Source organism: Kribbella sp. NPDC020701 (assembly GCF_055562215.1).
The window spans coordinates 90,277-106,702 of sequence record NZ_JBVHFT010000003.1 but is presented as its reverse complement, the minus strand read 5'-3'; the positions used below and the strand labels follow the sequence as shown (position 1 = coordinate 106,702).

Sequence of the window (16,426 nt, the reverse complement as noted above, 5' to 3'; positions counted from 1 at the left end):
CATTTCTCTCTACGGTCGCCTCATGAGTGTTGTTAGGCGCGAACAGGCCGTGTCCTACCGGCTTCGGGTGAACCGGCTGGTCGAGCGGCTTTCGGCCGGGTCATACGAAGAGGCGGCGTACGTCGGTTTGCAGGACACGGCTCCGCGGGACGCGCTCCTGGGTCTGCACGCTCGAGTCACAGACTGCGAGCCTTCGGGGTGGGAGCACCCGAGTCTGATCCAGACCTACAGTCCACGCGATGCGGTGTACGTCCTGCCCCGGAAGGACTTCGGCGTCTTCACTCTCGGCAGACTTCCGCTGGCCGCAGAGGCTGTCCGTCGCATTGACGAGCTTGCGGACAACGTCTGCCGGCTACTGGACGGGCGCGAGTTGCGCGGCGGGCTCCCGGGGGTGCGGGCTGCCTGTCCGAGCGGCCGGATCGCATTGCGATGGACCACCAGGTCGTTGTGGGTGCGCGAAGTCCCGAGACCGGATGTCGATGTCGATGCGGCACGTCAAGAGTTGTGCCGGCGTCATGTTCACCGGTTCGGGCCGACCACTCCGAAAGCGTTTGCTTGGTGGGCGGGTTTGTCTCCTGCGGATGCTCGGCAGATCTGGGACAGGGTGTCGAGTGAACTGCTCGAGGTCGACTTCGACGGCACACCGGCCTGGATCCTGCGGACTGACGAGGCGGGCGTGCTGGAGGCGACGCGGCCGCGCGGAGTCCGGCTGCTCGTCGCTCCGGATCTGCGGCTGCTCGGGCGGGACCGCGATGGCCGCTTCATTGCCCCGGGCCTGCGGGTCCTGACCTCGGCAGCGGACTCGTTTCATCCCAACGGAGTTCTCGTCGACGGCAGGATCGTGGGTGCCTGGGGGCGGAAGGCTGGCAAGGTCGACGTCGTCCTGACCGAGCACCTCGAACCCCACCAGTACGACGAACTCGCCGCAGAGGTCTCGGCGTTCCCGATCCCCGGCGCCCACCTGGCTACGTGGTGATGAGGTCGGGGGTTAGGGCGGCGGGGGTGGTGTGGCCGGAGAGGCGGAGGGAGTGGTCTAGTTCGGTGGCCAGGTCGGTGAGGAGGCGGGTGACGCCGGCGGAGGAGTCGACGGTGAGGGCCCAGAGGGCAGGGCGGCCGACGAAGGCGGCGCGGGCGCCGAGGGCGAAGGCGGCGAGGATGTGTTCACCGCGGCGGATGCCGCCGTCGACGTACACCTCGGTGCCCGTACCGGCCAGGGCTTCGGCCACCTCGGGGAGTGCCTGGGCGGTCGGAATCGATCCGTCGAGCTGGCGGCCGCCATGGTTCGACACGATGACGCCGGCGGCGCCCGCGTCCGCACACCGCTTGGCGTCGTCGCCGCGCAGGACACCCTTCACCACCACTGGCAGACCGGTGCGCTCGGCGAGCCAGCCGATGACATCGGGAGTCAGGTCATCCGCCTTGTCCAGATCGTCGTCGGTCCACTTACCCTCGGGGAGGTTGGCCAGCCACTGACCCGGCTGCACGAGATCCCAGATGGTCGGTCCGTCGTCCTCCTTCCGGCCGACGACCGGCGTATCGACGGTCAGCACGACCGCCCGGGCGCCGCCCTCGACCGCGGCGTCCAGCATCCGCATGGTGATCTCGCGATTCCGTAGGACGTAGAGCTGCAGCCACCACGGCACTCCGGTCGCTCCGAAGTCGGCGAACGTCGTCCCGGCGTTGGTGGAGACGCCAAGCACCGAGTTTGCCGCGCCCACGCCACGCGCCATCGCGATCTCGCCGTCGGGGTCGACCATCCGCTGCAGGGTCGACGGTGCGACCAGGATCGGTGCGTCGACAGGCGTGCCGAGGACCGTCGTACTGAGGTCGATCGTCGAGACGTCGTTCAGCACGTGCGGACGGAAGCGGTACGCCGACCAAGCCGCGACAGCCTCACCGACGCTGATCCCGCCGGCTGAGCCCTGCCGGAAGTACCGATGCGCGGCTTCGGGCAGTTTCTCGGCGGCCGCGGCCTCAAGAGTGTCGATCCATCGCATGCGCTCCATCGTTGCACCGGTTTCGCCAGCATGGGGATAAACCGGGGGCGGTGGTTGAGGGTGGTCGGTAAAGTGGAGGTATGACGCGGTATGGGCGGCGATTTCCACGCCCCGGCCGGCACGACGGTGCCGACGGGGTGAGCTGCTGCTGCGCTCTCTCCTGAGGTGACCGCGGCCGGTCGGGGTGGATCGATCCCCCGTCGAGACCGTCATTTGGAGAGAAAGCCATGTCCGTCCTCACTTCGGCAGAACTGCACGCTGCCCTCGCCTTGCGCGACCTCACTGATCCCGCGCAGGGACTCCACGCCATTCAACTGATCGTCGACTCGTTACGTACGGCGCTCAGCACATCCTGGCCGTACACGGAGGTCTGGATCCGCCGCGACCATCCCGTGGTCCCACTGGCCGACAACTACGACAACCTCGGGTACGCCGGTGACGCGGTGACCAGGGACGCCCGCTACACGCGCTACGCCTCAGAGACCGAGGTACTGCGAAGTCACACCTCGGCGATGATCCCGCCGGCCCTGCGTGAGCTCGCGGCATCCGAGTCGTCCGACGTACTGATGATCTGTGCGGGTATCTGCTACCGCCGCGACTCGGTCGACTGGCAGCACACGGGTACGCCGCATCAGCTCGACCTGTGGCGGATCAGCCGCAACGTGACGCTCGGAGAGCCCGAACTGGAAGACATGATCGCCCGTCTGGTCGACACGATCCTGCCGGGTCAGACGTACCGGACCATTCCGGCGGTGCACCGGTACACGATCCATGGTCGGCAGATCGACGTCCTGCTGGGCGATGAGTGGATCGAGATCGGTGAATGCGGTGTCGCCGCACCCGATGTCCTCCGTCGGGCCGGTCTGGACGACAGCTGGACCGGACTGGCGTTGGGCTCGGGACTCGACCGGCTTCTGATGCTCCGCAAGGGCATTCGCGACATCCGGTTGCTCAGGTCAACGGATCCGCGGGTGGCGGGTCAGCTGCTGGACCTCTCGCCGTACAAGTCCGTGTCGTCGATGCCGCCCGTACGCCGTGACCTCTCGGTCGTGGTCGGCGCGTCAACCGACGTGTCGGCGGAGGTGCTCGGTGACAAGGTCCGCGACGCGCTCGGAGCGGACGCCGATGCCGCGGAGTCACTGGAGGTGCTGGGCGAGACGTCGTACGACGACCTCCCGACGGGTGCCCGTGAGCGCCTCCAACTGACCCCAGGTCAGCGAAACCTCCTGGTCCGACTGGTCCTCAGACCGGTGGATCGCACGCTCACCGACACCGAGGCCAATCTCCTACGGGACAAGGTCTACCAGGCACTGCACGAGGGTCCGGTCCTGGAACTGATCGGAGGCTAGCGTCTTCGCAGCTCCCGGGTGGCGACGACGAACGCGCACAAGGCGAGCGGGAGCTCCAGGAGGAGCGCCTCGGCCAGTGAAAGGCTGCGGTCGACCCCGGCCGCCGCGGTGCTGACGTCGAACCATGCGTCGGCGATCAGCAGCGTCCCGGCCGCCATCGCGGTCAAGGCGGCGTGCCTGTTGCGGGTATGCAGCAGGTACGCCGTCAGCCCGGCGGCGATCGCGGTCCCGCAGTCGAGGCCGATCCACGCGACCTTCCAATGGTCGGCCTGATAGGTGCTAGGCAGGGTGACCGCGAGGATCAGGCACCAGGGCAGCAGCACCGCCGCGACCCCCGCGGCAACCACGGTGGCCAAGCCGCCGGGGGAGCGGCGCGGGCGGATCCTGCCGTCCAGCCGTCCCTCGGCGATGTAGTCGTCCAGCGCGTCGGCCACGCGGTCGTCGATCGCGTCGCCGAACGTGCCGTCTATGGTTGTGGCCGGCCTGCCGTCGAATGTCGTCGTCATACCGTCGAGCATTCCGGCGCCGGCCGTCCGGCACAGTCCGGCCAGCCCACGAACCGGGGTGGGGTTAACCCCCGGTGAGAACCGTGGGATATCCCGATGTCGGGCCTGGCGACGGCGACGTAGGTTGTGTCGTGCGACCGGAGCCGAGACGGGGAGGTGGTCCGGGTGACGGATATCGCGAGTCCGGTTCCCCGGACGCCGTGGCGGCTGTGGCGCTCGCCGTACTTGTGGTTGGCAACGATCCACCTGCTCGGCGACGCGATCGTCGTGCTCACGTCCGGCGTGCTGGTGCTGGGCTCGGTGATCGTCGCCATCCTGGCCTGGCCGCTCGCGTACGTCGGCATCCCGCTGACCGTCGGCGCGAACCGGCTCGTCTACGCGGTGGCCGGGTGGGAGCGGGCGCGGGCGCGGATCACCCGGGGACAAGAGGTTCCGCCACTGATACCACCGCCGCCGGCCGGTTCGCGCGTGGCCGATGCCCGGGCGGCGCTGGCGGACCTGGGTCTGTGGCGGCAGTTCCTCTACTACGTGCTGCTGTTGCCGATGGCAATGGTGTGGATCGGGGCGATCTTCTTCGCCTGGTCGGTGCCACCGGTGCTGATCGGGTTGCCGCTGTACTACACGCGGTTCGCCGCGTCGCAGGCACAGCTCGGGCCGTTCGTGATCGACACGATGACGAAGGCCTCGGCGGCGGCAGTGATCGGTGGGGTCTTCCTACTGGTCGTTTCGCCGATGATGATGCGGACGGCGTCCGCCCTGGACGGCCGGTTGGCGAGGGAGTTGCTCGGCCGGTCCGAGACCGGTGCGCTGGCGGAGCGAGTGACCAAGCTGGTGGAGAGCCGGCAGCAGGTGGTCGACTCGGTCGAGGCCGAGCGGCGCCGGATGGAACGCGACCTGCACGACGGCGCTCAGCAGCGGCTGGTGTCGCTCGCGATGACGCTGGGGCGCGCGAAGAACCGGATGGGGGAAGGCGATCCGATCGTCCGTGGCCTGATCGAGGAGGCACACTCCGAGGCGATGCAGGCGATCGCCGAGATCCGCGATCTGACCCGAGGGCTGCATCCACCGGTGCTGACGGACCGTGGTCTCGATGCGGCGATCTCGGCGGTCGCTGCTCGGTCGCCGGTGCCGGTGCAGGTCCGGGTCGCCGTGGATCCGCGGCCGTCGCTGACCGTCGAGTCGATCGCGTACTTCGTCGTGACGGAAGCACTGACGAACGTCGCCAAGCACGCCGAGGCCGCGCAGGCCTGGGTCACCGTCGAACGCATCGCCAACTACCTCCGCATCGAGGTGCGCGACGACGGGAGGGGTGGTGCGAATGCGGAGACCGGCGGCGGGATCCGTGGATTGGGCGACCGGGTCGGGGGTGTCGATGGACTGATCACCCTCGTCAGCCCACGGGGTCGCGGGACCGTACTGATCGCCGAGGTGCCCTGTGGCTGAGGAGGCTGAAGGAATGCGGGTGGTGATCGCGGAGGACTCGGTGCTCCTGCGGGAGGGCATCGTGCGGTTGCTCGAGGAGGAGAACTGCACGGTGGTCGCGGCCGTCGGTGACGCGGACGCGTTGCTCAAAGCGGTGGACGAGCACCAGCCGGAGGTCTGCGTGGTCGACGTCCGGATGCCGCCGACGTTCACCGACGAGGGCTTGCGTGCGGCGCTCGTGATCCGCGAGCAGTTCCCGCAGATCGGCGTACTGGTGCTCTCGCAGTACGTCGAGGAGCGGTATGCCAGCGAACTGATCGGGGGCAACCCCGGCGGAGTCGGGTACCTGCTCAAGGACCGGGTCGCGGATGTGGATCAGTTCATCGACGGGCTGCGCCGGGTCGCCGGTGGTGGGGCCGCGCTCGACCCCGAGGTGATCTCACAACTGCTGGTGCGATCGCGGCACGTGGATCCGCTGGCCGTGCTGAGCCGGCGGGAACAGGACGTTCTCCGGGCGATGGCGGAGGGCAAGTCGAACGGCGGGATCGCGCAGGCTTTGGTGGTCGGCGAAGGGGCAGTGGAGAAGCACATCAGCAACATCTTCCTGAAGCTCGGACTCGCGCCGACGGACGGTGAGCACCGCCGGGTGCTCGCCGTACTCAAGTTCCTGGAGTCGTGATGACGACCGCGCAGCGGAGGATGCTGATCCTCGGCCTCGTGCCGTTGCTGGTGCTTGTCGTCACCGCGGCGGCGGTGACGGTGTCGTTGATTCGCGGGAAGTTGCCCTACAGCTACTCGGCATCGTTCGCTCCCGGGGCGCAGGGGGTGCGGGTCGTGTCCGAGGTGCCGGCGCAACTGCTGGCCAGTGTGGACGGGCAAGTGCATGTGACCGTCGACGGGTCGTATGCGGTGGCGAAGCCCGCGATCGACGTCTCGACGGTTGGAGGCGTACTGACCATCGACACCAGTTGCCCGGATGCCCATTGCCGGGTGGATCTGACCGTGGAGGTTCCGGCGGCGTCCGCGGTGCGGGCCAAGGTCGAGCAGGTCTCGCTCGATGTCGTCGGGGTCGCTTCACCGCTGACAGTGGATGCCAGCGACGGTTCGGTCGACATGACTCGGCTGCGGAGTACGCGGGTTTCGGTGGATGCGCGACGCGGCTCGATCAGCCTGATGTTCGACGTCCCGCCTGATCAGGTGGCAGCCACCGCGAGTGACGGGTCTCTCACTGTCCAGTTGCCCGGGACAGCGACGTACGCGGTCGATGCTGTCAGTGCCCAGGGCTCCAACCAACTCGATATCCCCAACGACCCGGCCTCGAGCCACCACCTCTATCTCCGGACGAGCTATGGCAGCATCACCGTGCAGTAGTCAGAGGCGGGAGATCTGCGTTGGGCCGAGTCCCTCGTGAAGGCGGACGCCGTGGCCCGGGGTAGTGGGGAGGACGATCTCGTCGGCGGTCAGCGACGGGTAGCCCTCGGCGAGGTCGGCGTACCAGGTGCGGATGAAGGAGCGGGCGGTCTCCTCCATCAGCCCGTTCGGCTGGCTGCAGACGAGGTGGGTGGCGACGGCCAGCGAGACCGGTCCGGTGCAATCGTGCGGCGCGATGGGGACGGAGTAGGCGTCGGCCAGCGAGGCGATCTTGACGGCCTCGGTGAGGCGAACTCGGACAGCGCCCGCGCGATCTTCGCCGCCGCGGTCCGGGTCCACAGGCCGTGCAACTCGATCATCAGATTCATGTCGAGGCCGACCTCCGACCGGATCGCCGCGACGCTCTCGAGACCGGCGGCCAACTCCCGCGGCGTGATGTCCGTGCCGTTGCTCGCCTCGGCCGCCTCGTCGAATGGCCAGATCTTCATCCCGCGAATGCCTTCGTCCCACAGTTCACGGGCGAGCCGTGCCGGGTGATGCAGGAACGCGTAGAGGTCCTCGTACTGGCCATCCTCAGCCAGCCCCCAGTTCGACGAGTTCTGCCGGGTCGTCGTACTGACGTAGCGCACGCCGGCGCACGTGTTGTACGTCCCGATCCGGTCCCGGACGGGCCCGCCGAGCAGCCGCGCCAACGGCAACCCGGTGGCCTGACCCATCAGATCCCACAAGGCGACGTCGACCGCGCCGTTCCCCCGCAACTCGGCCCCGCCGCCCTGATAGCCGACGTACGGCGTGAGCAGTTTGGACACGTGCTGCGGGGAGGGGTCGTCCATCCCGAGCAGCACGGGCGCGACCGTCTCGTGGATGTGGGCCTCGACGGTGCGAGCGCCGAAGAAGGACTCGCCCAGGCCGGTCAGTCCGGTGTCGGTGTGCACCCGGACGAAACACACGTTGGACTGGACCTGTGGGCGGACGGTCTCAACCGCAGTCACCTTCACGGGTCAGTCCAGGGCGGCGCAGAAGGTCTGGGCCTTGGTGGTGATGGCGTCCCAGTTGGCGGCGGCGACGTCAGCGGGGGAGACGACGTCGGTGCCGGCGCTGACGGCGAGGGCGCCGGCGGCGAGGTAGTCGCGGGCGTTGCCGGCGTTGATACCGCCGGAGGGGATGAGGGGTACGCCGGGGAACGGGCCGTTGAGGTCCTTGAAGTACTTCGGGCCTAGTTGGTGGGCGGGGAAGATCTTCACGGCGTCGGAGCCAAGGGCCAGCGCCGTCATCACCTCGGACGGGGTGAAGGCGCCGAGGACGACGGGAATCCCGGCGGTCCGCGCGGTCTCGGCGATGGCGGCGGCCTCCGGGCCTTGGCCGGGAGTGACGAGGAACTGCGCGCCCGCCTCGATCGCCTGCTTCGCCTGCGCGCCGGTCTGGACGGTGCCCGCACCGACGATCGCTCCGGTCTCGGCGGCTGTGGAAGCGGCGCGCTCGAGGTGCCGGGGGAGGTCGGGCGTGGTGTAGGTCAGCTCCACGACATGAATGCCGCCGGCAACCAAGGCCGCGCACAGTTCGCGGGCGTCGGAGATCTCCGGCGCCCGGACCACGGTCAGCACGCGATCCGCGCGCAGCAGATCCAGGGTGGTGCTCATGCAACTTCCTCTCGGACAGGAGTACGGCGTATGGCGCGGCCGGGCAACGCGTCGGTGCGATGGCCGTCGTCGATGACGGGGACGCCGTTGACGAGGACGTACGGGATGCCGGTGGCTTGCCGGCGGGGAGTGTCGAAGGTGGCGGTGTCCTGGACGGTATCCGGGTCGAACAGGACCAAGTCGGCCTGGTAGCCGACCCGGACCAGCCCGCGATCCGTGAGCCGGAGCCGTCGGGCCGGGCGGCCGGTGAGGTGATGGATGCAGTCGGCCAGCTCCAGTACGCCGAGCTCGCGGACGTACCGGGCCAGATAGCGTGGGAACGTCCCCCACGACCGCGGATGCGGTTTCCCGCCGACCAGGATCGCGTCCGACCCGCCGGTGTGGCTCGGGTGCCGCATGATCGTCCGCACGTTCTCCTCGTGGCCGACGTGCTGCAGGATCGAGGTGGCCAGGTCGTCGGCGATCAACAAGTCGAAGAACACATCCGCCGGCGGCCGGCCGGCCGAGGTGGCGAGCGCGGCGATGGTGTGGCCGACGGCGTCGTTCAGCGCCGGGTTCCGGACGCCACCGATCTCGATGGTGTTCCACTCGATCACGCAACCGTGGCAGCCGTCCGAGCCGACCTGCTCCATCTCGAAAGCGATCCGGTCCCGGGCGGCCGGGTCCCGGAGCCGGGCCAGCAAGGCGTCCGGGCCACCCTCGGCGGTCCAGCTGGGCAGCGTCGCCGCCAGAGTGGTTGCCCCAGGCAAATAAGGGTAGGTGTCGGTGGTGACGTCGACGCCCGCGGCGAGGGCCTTGTCGATCATCGCCACCAGCTCGGCGCCGCGGCCCCGGTTCGGTGCGAAGTTCATCACCGCGTGCGTCAGGTGCAGCGGGCACCCGGAACGCCGGGCGATCTCGACCATCTCGCCGTACGCGTCCAGTGCGCCCTCGCCGTACGAGCGTTGGTGCGGGCCGTAGTACCCGCCGTACTGCGCGACGATCTCGCAGAGCTCGACCAGTTCGTCGGTGGTCGCGAACATGCCGGGGGTGTAGGTGAGGCCGCTGCTCATCCCGACCGCGCCCTGCTGCAGCCCTTCGGCGAGCAGTCGCTTCATCTCGTCCAGTTCGGCGCGCGAGGCCGGGCGGTTCGAGGTTCCGACGACCATCATCCGCAGCGTGCCTTGCGGGACCAGGTACGCCGCGTTGCAGGCGATCCCCTGGTCGAGCCGCTCGAGGTATCCGCCGACCGTGGACCAGCTGAAGTCGAAGTCGTCGGGCTCGCCGTTCCAGCCGGCGATCTGGCGGCGTACCGCGGTCCGGGTCGGGTCGTCGATCGGCGCGAACGACAGGCCGTCCTGGCCGAGCACCTCCAGCGTGACGCCCTGGCTGACCTTCGCGGTGTGGTCCGGGTTCGCCAGGATCTGCAGGTCGGAGTGCGCGTGCATGTCGATGAACCCGGGCGCCAGTACCAGCCCGTCCGCGTCGATCGTCCGCCGCGCCGCCGGCAGGTCGTTGCCAATAGCCACAATCCGGCCGTCGTCGATCGCCACGTCGGCCCGTACGCCGGGAGCGCCGGAACCGTCCAGCACCAACGCACCGGTGATCAGCAGCTCGGCCATCTCAGAAGAACGTCCGGACCAGGTCGACGACGACAGGGTCGGCCGCGTCCGGGTCGTCCACGACCGGGATCAGTCCCCACTTGTCGAACGCCGTACAGGGATGGGACAGGCCGACCCGGAGCTCGTCGCCGATCACCACCGGGACGTCGCCGAAGTGCAGGAAGCCGTGCTGGTCGTTGAGGTTGGTGACCGTCATCCCGGTGGCCGCGAGGACCGGCGAACCCTCGTCCCGCGGCCGGATCAGCTGCGGCTCGGGCAGGTCCTGGTCGAACGGCAGGTCGCGTCGGCCCGCGTCGAAGATCGCCAGTCCGGGCTCGGGCTGGGAGGTGATCCGGACCCAGGCGTGCATCGCCGGGACCAGTTGCTCGCCGTCCGTCCGGGGGGTCTCGCCGAGCGGCGACACCCGGCGGTACATCCCGTCGTCGTGGGCGATGTACGCCCCGGACCGCAGCACCACCCGGGCGCCTTCGCCGGCGAGCGACGCGAGCACCTTCGCGACCTGCTCGAAGTACTGGCTTCCGCCCGCACTGACGATCGGTACGACGTCCTCGTCGTACAGGTCCCGCAGTCGATGGTGGACCTCTGCCAGGTCGCGCAGGTACGCGCGGACTTCCTCGAGGTCGGCCTCGTCCACGCCGTGCCCGATCGCGCCCTCGTACCCGGCGACGCCGGCCAGCCGCAGCGTGCTCGCGTCCGCGATCGCCGCGCCGACAGCTACCGCGGTCTCGGCGTCCCGCGCGCCGGTCCGGCCGCCGATGCCGCCGACCTCGACCAGTACGTCGAGCGGTCGCGCATCGGGACCGACGTGCGCCGATCGCGCCGCCTCCATGATCTCGACGGTCCGGACCGAGTCGGCCCAGACCAGCACCTCGAACTCGGGGTCGGCCGCGAGCTCGTCGCCGATCCAGCGCAGCTGGAGCGGGGAGATCACCGCGTTCGCGATCAGCACGCGGCGGACGCCGTACGCGCGGGCGACGCCGAGCTGGAAGACGTTGGCCAGGGTGATCGCCCAGGAACCGGCGTCGAGCTGCATGGCCCACAGCGCCGGCGCCATCGTCGTCTTGCCGTGCGGCGCGAGCTCGACGCCGTGGCGGGTGCACCAGCGCGCGAGAGTGTCCACGTTGTGCCGCAGGCCGGGGGCGGACAGCGTCATCAGCGGAGTGGGCAGCTGGGAGAGCTTGGGCTTGTCGGCCAGCACCTCCGCGACGGTCCGGCCCCAGAGCGCGGGCGGGAGCGCTTTGTCCTGCCAGCTCACCTGCTGGTCGGCGAGAGCGGCGACGGCGTCGGCATCGTAAGCAGGCATCTGTTCCCCTGGTAGCTGGAATTGCAGTATGTGCAACGCGCGTTGCGCACACTGACTTCACGGTTGTAGCATCGCGCCCAAAGTTGCGTCAATGACGGGTGTTTCACACCTATCCCATCACCTCGCACCCGTGGAGTGCCGATGCGCGAACCGCTCCCTGAGACGCCCGCCGCGATCTGCATCGGCGAGGCGATGGTCATGCTCGCCGGGGAGACCGGAGTGCCGCTGGCGGACGTGGAGACGTTCAGGCGGTCGGTCGGTGGCGCCGAGTGCAACGCGGCGGGCGGACTGGCCGCGCTGGGGATCGCGACCGGCTGGATCTCGCGGCTCGGTGACGACGGGTTCGGTGAGCACGTACTGCGTGATCTGCGGACGCGAGGTGTCGAGGTCGGTGGTGTTGAGCTGGACGCCACCCGGCCGACCGCGCTGTACGTGAAGGAGACGCAGGACGGGCGCTCCCGGATGCACTACTACCGGTCTGGTTCGGCTGCCTCGGCTATGGATCCGGAGTTCCTAGATCGGCCGGCGGTGCGCGATCGGCTGGCGAGTGCCGAGCTCGTGCACACCACCGGCATCACTGCGGCGATCTCCAGCACTGCGGCGGAGATGCTGGACCGGTTGGCCCAAGAGCCCCGCAGCTTCATCTTGAGTGTCGACCTGAACTGGCGGCCCGCACTCTGGCGGGACAAGGACTCGGAGCCACTCTGGCGGGTGCTCCGCGCGGCTGACGTCGTACTGATCGGTGCCGACGAGGCTATGGTCTTCGCGGGGACGAGTGACCCCGCTGAGCTGCACGAACGCCTCGGTCGGCGGTGCACGCTGGTGGTGAAGAACGATGCGCACACTGCGCTGGTCCTGGAGCCGGATGGGCGTCGGACCGAGGTTCCGGCACTCACAGTCGCGGTGGTCGAGCCGGTGGGTGCGGGAGACGCGTTCGCGGCCGGTTTCCTGGCTGGGACGTTGCAGGGGTTGCCAATGAAGCAGCGGCTGCGGCTCGGACACCTGAACGCGGCCGCGGTGCTTGTCGCGCCCGAGGATCACGCAGCGCCGTTGGAGCTCGCCGTCCGAGAGCGGTTGTTGACCTGCTCCGACGAGGAGTGGGCCACGACGAAGATCGGCGCGGCATGAGCCAGAGCCTCGGGAGAGCTCTGCAGATCCTCGTGAGCCTGGGGGAGGGCGAGCGATCGCTCGATCAGCTGGCGACCGAGCTGGATGTCCACAAGACCACAGTGCTCCGGCTGCTACGCACCATGGAGGCGGAGCGGTTCGTACGACGTGACGACGCGCATCGCTACCGGCTGGGCTCACGGCTGTTCGCCTTGGCCGATGTGGCTCGGGAGCAACACGTCGTACGGGACGTCGCGGCCCCGCATCTGCGGCAGCTGAACCAGAAGACCGGGCAGACAGTGCATCTGGCTGCCTGGGAGAACGGTGAGGTCGTCTACATCGACAAGCTCGACAGCGTGCGGTCGGTGCGGATGTACTCCCAGGTCGGCGTACCAGCGGCGCTGCACTGCACCGCGGTCGGGAAGGTGCTGCTGGCCGCGCAACCCAAGCGGCAGCGGGAGGCGTTGCTGGCGTCGATGGACTACCACGCGTACACGCCGAACACGATCACCGATGCAGACCACCTGCGGGACGAGCTGGCAATCACAACAGAGCGTGGATGGGCGCAGGACAAGGCCGAGCACGAGTCGTTCATCAACTGCATCGGCGCCCCGGTGAAGGACCACGACGGGCGGATCGTCGGGGCCGTGTCGGTGTCGGTGCCCGACGTACTGCTGAACTATGACCAGGTGCTCGAGCTGCTGCCCGACCTGCTCGCCACCACCAGGGCGATCACCGCCGACTACAACTGAGAGGTGTCAGACCTGATGTCCGACAAGACCGTCATCTCCACCAGCGACGCGCCCGCCCCGATGCCGGTGTTCTCGCAGGGGGTGCGCAAGGGCAACATCCTGCAGGTGTCCGGCCAGGGCTCGGTCGATCCGGCCAGCGGAGAGTTCGTCTTCACCGGCGACGTGAAGAGCCAGACCACCCGCGTCCTGCAGAACATCGAGGCGATCCTCAAGGCCGGCGGCGCGAGCATCGACGACGTGCTGATGCTGCGCGTCTACCTGACCACCCGCGACGACTTCGCCGCCATGAACGAGGCGTACGCCGGGTTCATGTCCACCCGCACCCCGAGCGGCGTCCTCCCGTCCCGCACAACCGTCTTCACCGGCCTCCCCCTTCCGGACATGCTGGTCGAGATCGACGCCCTCGCCGTCCTCGGCTGAGCCCTCGGATACACGAAGCCTGTTCCCGCATTGTGGGATACGATGCCGCAATGCAGGAACAGGCCGAGCGGCGCGGGTCGGTGCAGTCGATCGACCGGGCGGTAGCGATCCTGCGGTGCTTCGACGCCCGTACGTCCGACCTGGGGATCAGTGACCTGGCTCGAGCGACCGGTCTGTCCACAAGCACCGTGCATCGGCTGCTGCTGGCGATGCAGGAGAACGGACTGGTTCGGCAGACCGCCCACCGCAGGTATGCGATCGGGCCGCTGGTCGTTCAGCTGGCCCATAGCGGTGGGATCCCGGCCGGCCTGCGGGACGCCGCGATGCCCGTGCTGCGGGTACTCCGTGACGACACCGGAGAGACCGCGGCCGTGCACGAGCTGCTGCCGTCCGGGCAGCGCGTCGTCCACGACCAAGTCGAGAGCCATCACCAGTTGCGCCGTACGTACACGGAGTTCGGCATCCCGGTCGCCTTGCCGCTCGGAGCGCCCGGGAAGGCGCTGCTCGCCTTCTTGCCGCTGGAGCGGCAGCAAGAGGTCCTCGCCGGTCGCCTGGAGCAGGTGCTGCCGCGGACCATCACCGATCCGGTCGTTTTGGCTGCCCAGTTCGCAGAGATCCGTGCACGGGGCTTCTCCATGTCCATGGAGGAACGCACTCCGGGGATCCGCAGTGTGGCGGCGCCGGTCTTCGGCTACTCCGGTCAGGTGGCCGGCTGTCTGAGTGTTTCCGGTCCCGAGATGCGGATGGCGGTGGAGCGGATGGAGGAGTTCGGGATGAGGATCGTCGGCGCCGCGTGGTCGGTGTCCGAGCTGCTCGGTGCCACACCGGTTGCTCGGGATCGCAGTACGGCGCTGGCCGGCGGCCGGTGATGTCCCAGGCCAAAGATCTGTGGAAGATCGCCCCCGCGGTCTATCTGCCCGCATTGCTTTACGGCATCGGACAGGGCGCGATCGCACCGGTCGTCGCACTGTCGGCCACGCATCTCGGTGCCTCGGTCGCCGTGGCCGGACTGGTGGTCGCGGCCGCAGGACTCGGACAGGTGATCGGCGACATCCCGGCCGGTGCTCTGACCAACCGCATCGGTGAACGACGGGCGATGCTGGGCGCAACCGTCCTGGTCGCACTCGCGTTGGCCGCCTGTCTGGTGGTGCCGACAGCCTGGGGCCTGGCAATCGCGATCGGTTGCACCGGACTGGCCGGTGCGGTCTGGGGCCTGGCCCGCCAGGCCTACCTGAGTGAAGCGGTCCCGATCGAGCTACGGGCGCGCGCACTGTCCACTCTTGGTGGCGTCCAGCGCATCGGCTCGTTCATCGGCCCGTTCCTCGGTGCCGGCGCGATGAAGTTCCTGGGCACCGACGGCGCCTACTGGGTGCACCTCATCGCCGCGCTTCTCGCCTGCGTGGTCCTGCTGAGCCTGCCCGACGTCGAGTCAGTACGTCGTACGCGCGGAAGCCGGCCGGTCGCCGCCCAGTCGACCTGGGTCGTCATCCGCGACCACCTGCCCGTGTTGCGGACACTTGGCGTCGGTGCGCTGCTGGTCGGCGCGGTCCGGGCCTCGCGACAGGTGGTGATCCCGCTGTGGGCGCTGCACATCGGACTGGATGCGCAGACCACCAGCATCATCTTCGGTCTGTCCGGTGCGGTGGACATGCTGCTGTTCTATCCAGCCGGTTCGGTGATGGACCGCCTCGGTCGCAAGTGGGTCGCCGTACCGTCGATGTTCGTGCTGGGGTTCGCGCATCTGTTGCTGCCACTGACGCACTCCACCGTGTCGCTGACCGCGGTCGCGTTGCTGATGGGTGTTGGCAACGGGCTCGGCGCCGGCGTGATCATGACGCTGGGCGCCGACGCATCTCCACCGGTCGGCAGAGCCCAGTTCCTGGGGGCGTTCAGATTGTTCGCCGACACAGGGAACGGCGCCGGCCCACTGTTGCTCGCGGGTGCCACCGCCCTGCTCGGGCTGGGCCCCGCGATCGTGATCATGGCCGGGACCGGCTGGGCCGCCGCCACCGCGATGCATCGGTGGATCCCACCGCATCCGGTGAGCGAGCAACCAGGCTGACCGGAACCGATTTGGTTCCAGACTGTCGGTCAGGCACAATGAATGTTGCCGAAGACCGCTGGTTGTCACTTTCGAGTGACTGAAGGTCCCACTCAGGTGGGCGGCCCGCGTAGGTGACTTGGATAGTGTGACAGCTCGTATGTTCACGCCCTTGCGCCTGCGCAGGGGCGTTTCTCCTTTTCAGGGGTCCGAGGCGTGGAAGCCAAGAGAAGGAGACCCCATGGCGAGGCCGGACAAGGCAGCCGCTGTCGCAGAGCTCACGGACGAGTTCCGTAGCTCGAACGGCGCCGTGCTGACCGAGTACCGCGGACTCACCGTGGCGCAACTGCGGGAACTGCGCACTGCGCTCGGTGACAACGTGAACTACGCCGTGGTGAAGAACACGCTGACCAAGATCGCGGCCAAGGACGCGGGTGTCGAGTCGTTCGACTCGCTGCTCGAGGGTCCGTCGGCCATCGCCTTCATCAAGGGCGACCCGGTGGTTGCGGCCAAGAGCCTGCGTGACTTCGCCAAGGCGCATCCCCTGCTCGTCATCAAGGCTGGAGTGCTGGAAGGCAAGGCACTCGGTACTGACGAGATCAACAAACTCGCTGACCTGGAGTCGCGTGAGGTTCTCCTCGCGAAGCTCGCAGGTGCGATGAAGGCGGCTCCGCAGCAAGCGGTGTCGCTGTTCGCTGCTCCGCTGTCGCAGGCCGCGCGCCTGTTCGCGGCGCTGCAGGACAAGCTGCCGGCCGCGGACGCCACAGCCGTGGCGGACGAGGCACCGGCTGTGCAGGACACAGTCGAGGCACCTGCCGAGGCGAGCACCGAGGAGACCGCGCCGGCCGAGAGCTGACGCTTCCCCCTCACGCAACACCCCATCAGTGATCACCCAGCAACACGTTTACGGAAGGACC

General features: G+C 68.7%; 18 protein-coding genes. 11 read left to right on the top strand and 7 right to left on the bottom strand.

The window, feature by feature from the left end; genetic code table 11:
- Window positions 1-22: 22 nt before the first annotated feature.
- Window positions 23-976, top strand: coding sequence for a DNA glycosylase AlkZ-like family protein (locus ACZ3HV_RS07525; RefSeq protein WP_465681881.1), 954 nt, complete (start codon window positions 23-25; stop codon window positions 974-976).
- Here the strand turns inward: ACZ3HV_RS07525 and ACZ3HV_RS07520 are convergent.
- Window positions 966-1,997, bottom strand: coding sequence for an alpha-hydroxy acid oxidase (locus ACZ3HV_RS07520; RefSeq protein ID WP_465681879.1), 1,032 nt, complete (start codon window positions 1,995-1,997; stop codon window positions 966-968). The genes ACZ3HV_RS07525 and ACZ3HV_RS07520 overlap by 11 nt on opposite strands.
- A 227-nt stretch (window positions 1,998-2,224) precedes the next feature.
- Between ACZ3HV_RS07520 and srmL the strand changes: the two genes are divergently transcribed.
- Window positions 2,225-3,346 (top strand): PheS-related mystery ligase SrmL, encoded by a 1,122-nt coding sequence (srmL, locus tag ACZ3HV_RS07515; protein ID WP_465681877.1) that lies wholly within the window; start codon window positions 2,225-2,227, stop codon window positions 3,344-3,346.
- On the opposite strand, the gene ACZ3HV_RS07510 is transcribed toward srmL, so the two are convergent.
- Complete coding sequence (locus ACZ3HV_RS07510; RefSeq protein ID WP_465681875.1) at window positions 3,343-3,852, bottom strand: hypothetical protein; 510 nt, start codon at window positions 3,850-3,852, stop codon at window positions 3,343-3,345. The genes srmL and ACZ3HV_RS07510 overlap by 4 nt on opposite strands.
- Before the next feature lie 165 nt (window positions 3,853-4,017).
- Between ACZ3HV_RS07510 and ACZ3HV_RS07505 the strand changes: the two genes are divergently transcribed.
- The 3 genes from ACZ3HV_RS07505 to ACZ3HV_RS07495 are packed head-to-tail and all read left to right on the top strand — an operon-like array spanning window position 4,018 to window position 6,645.
- Window positions 4,018-5,295 carry a sensor histidine kinase gene (locus ACZ3HV_RS07505; protein ID WP_465681873.1) on the top strand — a complete coding sequence of 426 codons (1,278 nt, stop codon included), beginning with the start codon at window positions 4,018-4,020 and terminating at the stop codon, window positions 5,293-5,295.
- Between the two features lie 13 nt (window positions 5,296-5,308).
- On the top strand, window positions 5,309-5,953 hold the full coding sequence (locus tag ACZ3HV_RS07500) for a response regulator transcription factor (RefSeq protein ID WP_360364181.1): 645 nt from the start codon (window positions 5,309-5,311) through the stop codon (window positions 5,951-5,953).
- The gene (locus tag ACZ3HV_RS07495; RefSeq protein WP_465681872.1) at window positions 5,953-6,645 is read left to right on the top strand and encodes a DUF4097 family beta strand repeat-containing protein; all 693 of its coding nucleotides are present in this window, start codon (window positions 5,953-5,955) and stop codon (window positions 6,643-6,645) included. The genes ACZ3HV_RS07500 and ACZ3HV_RS07495 overlap by 1 nt, the downstream gene beginning before the upstream one ends.
- Here the strand turns inward: ACZ3HV_RS07495 and ACZ3HV_RS07490 are convergent, their stop codons facing one another.
- The 5 genes from ACZ3HV_RS07490 to ACZ3HV_RS07470 are packed head-to-tail and all read right to left on the bottom strand — an operon-like array spanning window position 6,646 to window position 11,189.
- A complete protein-coding gene (locus ACZ3HV_RS07490; RefSeq protein ID WP_465682802.1) occupies window positions 6,646-6,882 on the bottom strand; it encodes an enolase C-terminal domain-like protein in 237 nt (78 codons plus the stop codon).
- Window positions 6,804-7,643, bottom strand: coding sequence for an enolase C-terminal domain-like protein (locus ACZ3HV_RS07485; RefSeq protein WP_465681870.1), 840 nt, complete (start codon window positions 7,641-7,643; stop codon window positions 6,804-6,806). Before ACZ3HV_RS07485 ends, ACZ3HV_RS07490 begins: the two co-directional genes overlap by 79 nt.
- A gap of 3 nt (window positions 7,644-7,646) precedes the next feature.
- Window positions 7,647-8,285 carry a bifunctional 4-hydroxy-2-oxoglutarate aldolase/2-dehydro-3-deoxy-phosphogluconate aldolase gene (locus ACZ3HV_RS07480; RefSeq protein ID WP_465681868.1) on the bottom strand — a complete coding sequence of 213 codons (639 nt, stop codon included), beginning with the start codon at window positions 8,283-8,285 and terminating at the stop codon, window positions 7,647-7,649.
- Window positions 8,282-9,886 carry an N-acyl-D-amino-acid deacylase family protein gene (locus tag ACZ3HV_RS07475; protein ID WP_465681866.1) on the bottom strand — a complete coding sequence of 535 codons (1,605 nt, stop codon included), beginning with the start codon at window positions 9,884-9,886 and terminating at the stop codon, window positions 8,282-8,284. The genes ACZ3HV_RS07480 and ACZ3HV_RS07475 overlap by 4 nt, the downstream gene beginning before the upstream one ends.
- 1 nt (window position 9,887) lies before the next feature.
- Window positions 9,888-11,189, bottom strand: coding sequence for a type III PLP-dependent enzyme domain-containing protein (locus tag ACZ3HV_RS07470; RefSeq protein WP_465681864.1), 1,302 nt, complete (start codon window positions 11,187-11,189; stop codon window positions 9,888-9,890).
- A 141-nt stretch (window positions 11,190-11,330) separates the two neighbouring features.
- Between ACZ3HV_RS07470 and ACZ3HV_RS07465 the strand changes: the two genes are divergently transcribed.
- The 6 genes from ACZ3HV_RS07465 (at window position 11,331) to rplJ (ending at window position 16,365) form a co-directional block, all read left to right on the top strand.
- Window positions 11,331-12,317: a sugar kinase gene (locus tag ACZ3HV_RS07465; protein ID WP_465681862.1), complete on the top strand. Its 987-nt coding sequence runs from the start codon at window positions 11,331-11,333 to the stop codon at window positions 12,315-12,317.
- Window positions 12,314-13,048, top strand: coding sequence for an IclR family transcriptional regulator (locus ACZ3HV_RS07460; protein WP_465681860.1), 735 nt, complete (start codon window positions 12,314-12,316; stop codon window positions 13,046-13,048). The genes ACZ3HV_RS07465 and ACZ3HV_RS07460 overlap by 4 nt, the downstream gene beginning before the upstream one ends.
- Before the next feature lie 15 nt (window positions 13,049-13,063).
- Window positions 13,064-13,468 carry a RidA family protein gene (locus ACZ3HV_RS07455; RefSeq protein ID WP_465681858.1) on the top strand — a complete coding sequence of 135 codons (405 nt, stop codon included), beginning with the start codon at window positions 13,064-13,066 and terminating at the stop codon, window positions 13,466-13,468.
- Window positions 13,469-13,518: 50 nt separating this feature from the next.
- Complete coding sequence (locus tag ACZ3HV_RS07450) at window positions 13,519-14,337, top strand: IclR family transcriptional regulator (protein ID WP_465681856.1); 819 nt, start codon at window positions 13,519-13,521, stop codon at window positions 14,335-14,337.
- Entirely contained in the window at window positions 14,337-15,530 is a 1,194-nt protein-coding gene (locus ACZ3HV_RS07445) for an MFS transporter (RefSeq protein WP_465681854.1), read from the top strand. The genes ACZ3HV_RS07450 and ACZ3HV_RS07445 overlap by 1 nt, the downstream gene beginning before the upstream one ends.
- A gap of 220 nt (window positions 15,531-15,750) precedes the next feature.
- Complete coding sequence (rplJ, locus tag ACZ3HV_RS07440; RefSeq protein WP_360364159.1) at window positions 15,751-16,365, top strand: 50S ribosomal protein L10; 615 nt, start codon at window positions 15,751-15,753, stop codon at window positions 16,363-16,365.
- The last annotated feature ends 61 nt before the right edge of the window (window positions 16,366-16,426 follow it).

Bases quoted from the DNA above. Each gene is read 5' to 3' on its own strand.
- ACZ3HV_RS07520 (WP_465681879.1), bottom strand. From the start codon at position 1,997: ATGCGATGGATCGACACTCTTGAGGCCGCGGCCGCCGAGAAACTGCCC.
- ACZ3HV_RS07480 (WP_465681868.1), bottom strand. From the start codon at position 8,285: ATGAGCACCACCCTGGATCTGCTGCGCGCGGATCGCGTGCTGACCGTG.
- ACZ3HV_RS07445 (WP_465681854.1), top strand. From the start codon at position 14,337: ATGTCCCAGGCCAAAGATCTGTGGAAGATCGCCCCCGCGGTCTATCTG.
- srmL (WP_465681877.1), top strand. From the start codon at position 2,225: ATGTCCGTCCTCACTTCGGCAGAACTGCACGCTGCCCTCGCCTTGCGC.
- ACZ3HV_RS07475 (WP_465681866.1), bottom strand. From the start codon at position 9,886: ATGGCCGAGCTGCTGATCACCGGTGCGTTGGTGCTGGACGGTTCCGGC.
- ACZ3HV_RS07510 (WP_465681875.1), bottom strand. From the start codon at position 3,852: ATGACGACGACATTCGACGGCAGGCCGGCCACAACCATAGACGGCACG.
- ACZ3HV_RS07450 (WP_465681856.1), top strand. From the start codon at position 13,519: ATGCAGGAACAGGCCGAGCGGCGCGGGTCGGTGCAGTCGATCGACCGG.
- ACZ3HV_RS07495 (WP_465681872.1), top strand. From the start codon at position 5,953: ATGACGACCGCGCAGCGGAGGATGCTGATCCTCGGCCTCGTGCCGTTG.
- ACZ3HV_RS07525 (WP_465681881.1), top strand. From the start codon at position 23: ATGAGTGTTGTTAGGCGCGAACAGGCCGTGTCCTACCGGCTTCGGGTG.
- ACZ3HV_RS07465 (WP_465681862.1), top strand. From the start codon at position 11,331: ATGCGCGAACCGCTCCCTGAGACGCCCGCCGCGATCTGCATCGGCGAG.
- rplJ (WP_360364159.1), top strand. From the start codon at position 15,751: ATGGCGAGGCCGGACAAGGCAGCCGCTGTCGCAGAGCTCACGGACGAG.
- ACZ3HV_RS07470 (WP_465681864.1), bottom strand. From the start codon at position 11,189: ATGCCTGCTTACGATGCCGACGCCGTCGCCGCTCTCGCCGACCAGCAG.
- ACZ3HV_RS07460 (WP_465681860.1), top strand. From the start codon at position 12,314: ATGAGCCAGAGCCTCGGGAGAGCTCTGCAGATCCTCGTGAGCCTGGGG.
- ACZ3HV_RS07500 (WP_360364181.1), top strand. From the start codon at position 5,309: ATGCGGGTGGTGATCGCGGAGGACTCGGTGCTCCTGCGGGAGGGCATC.
- ACZ3HV_RS07455 (WP_465681858.1), top strand. From the start codon at position 13,064: ATGTCCGACAAGACCGTCATCTCCACCAGCGACGCGCCCGCCCCGATG.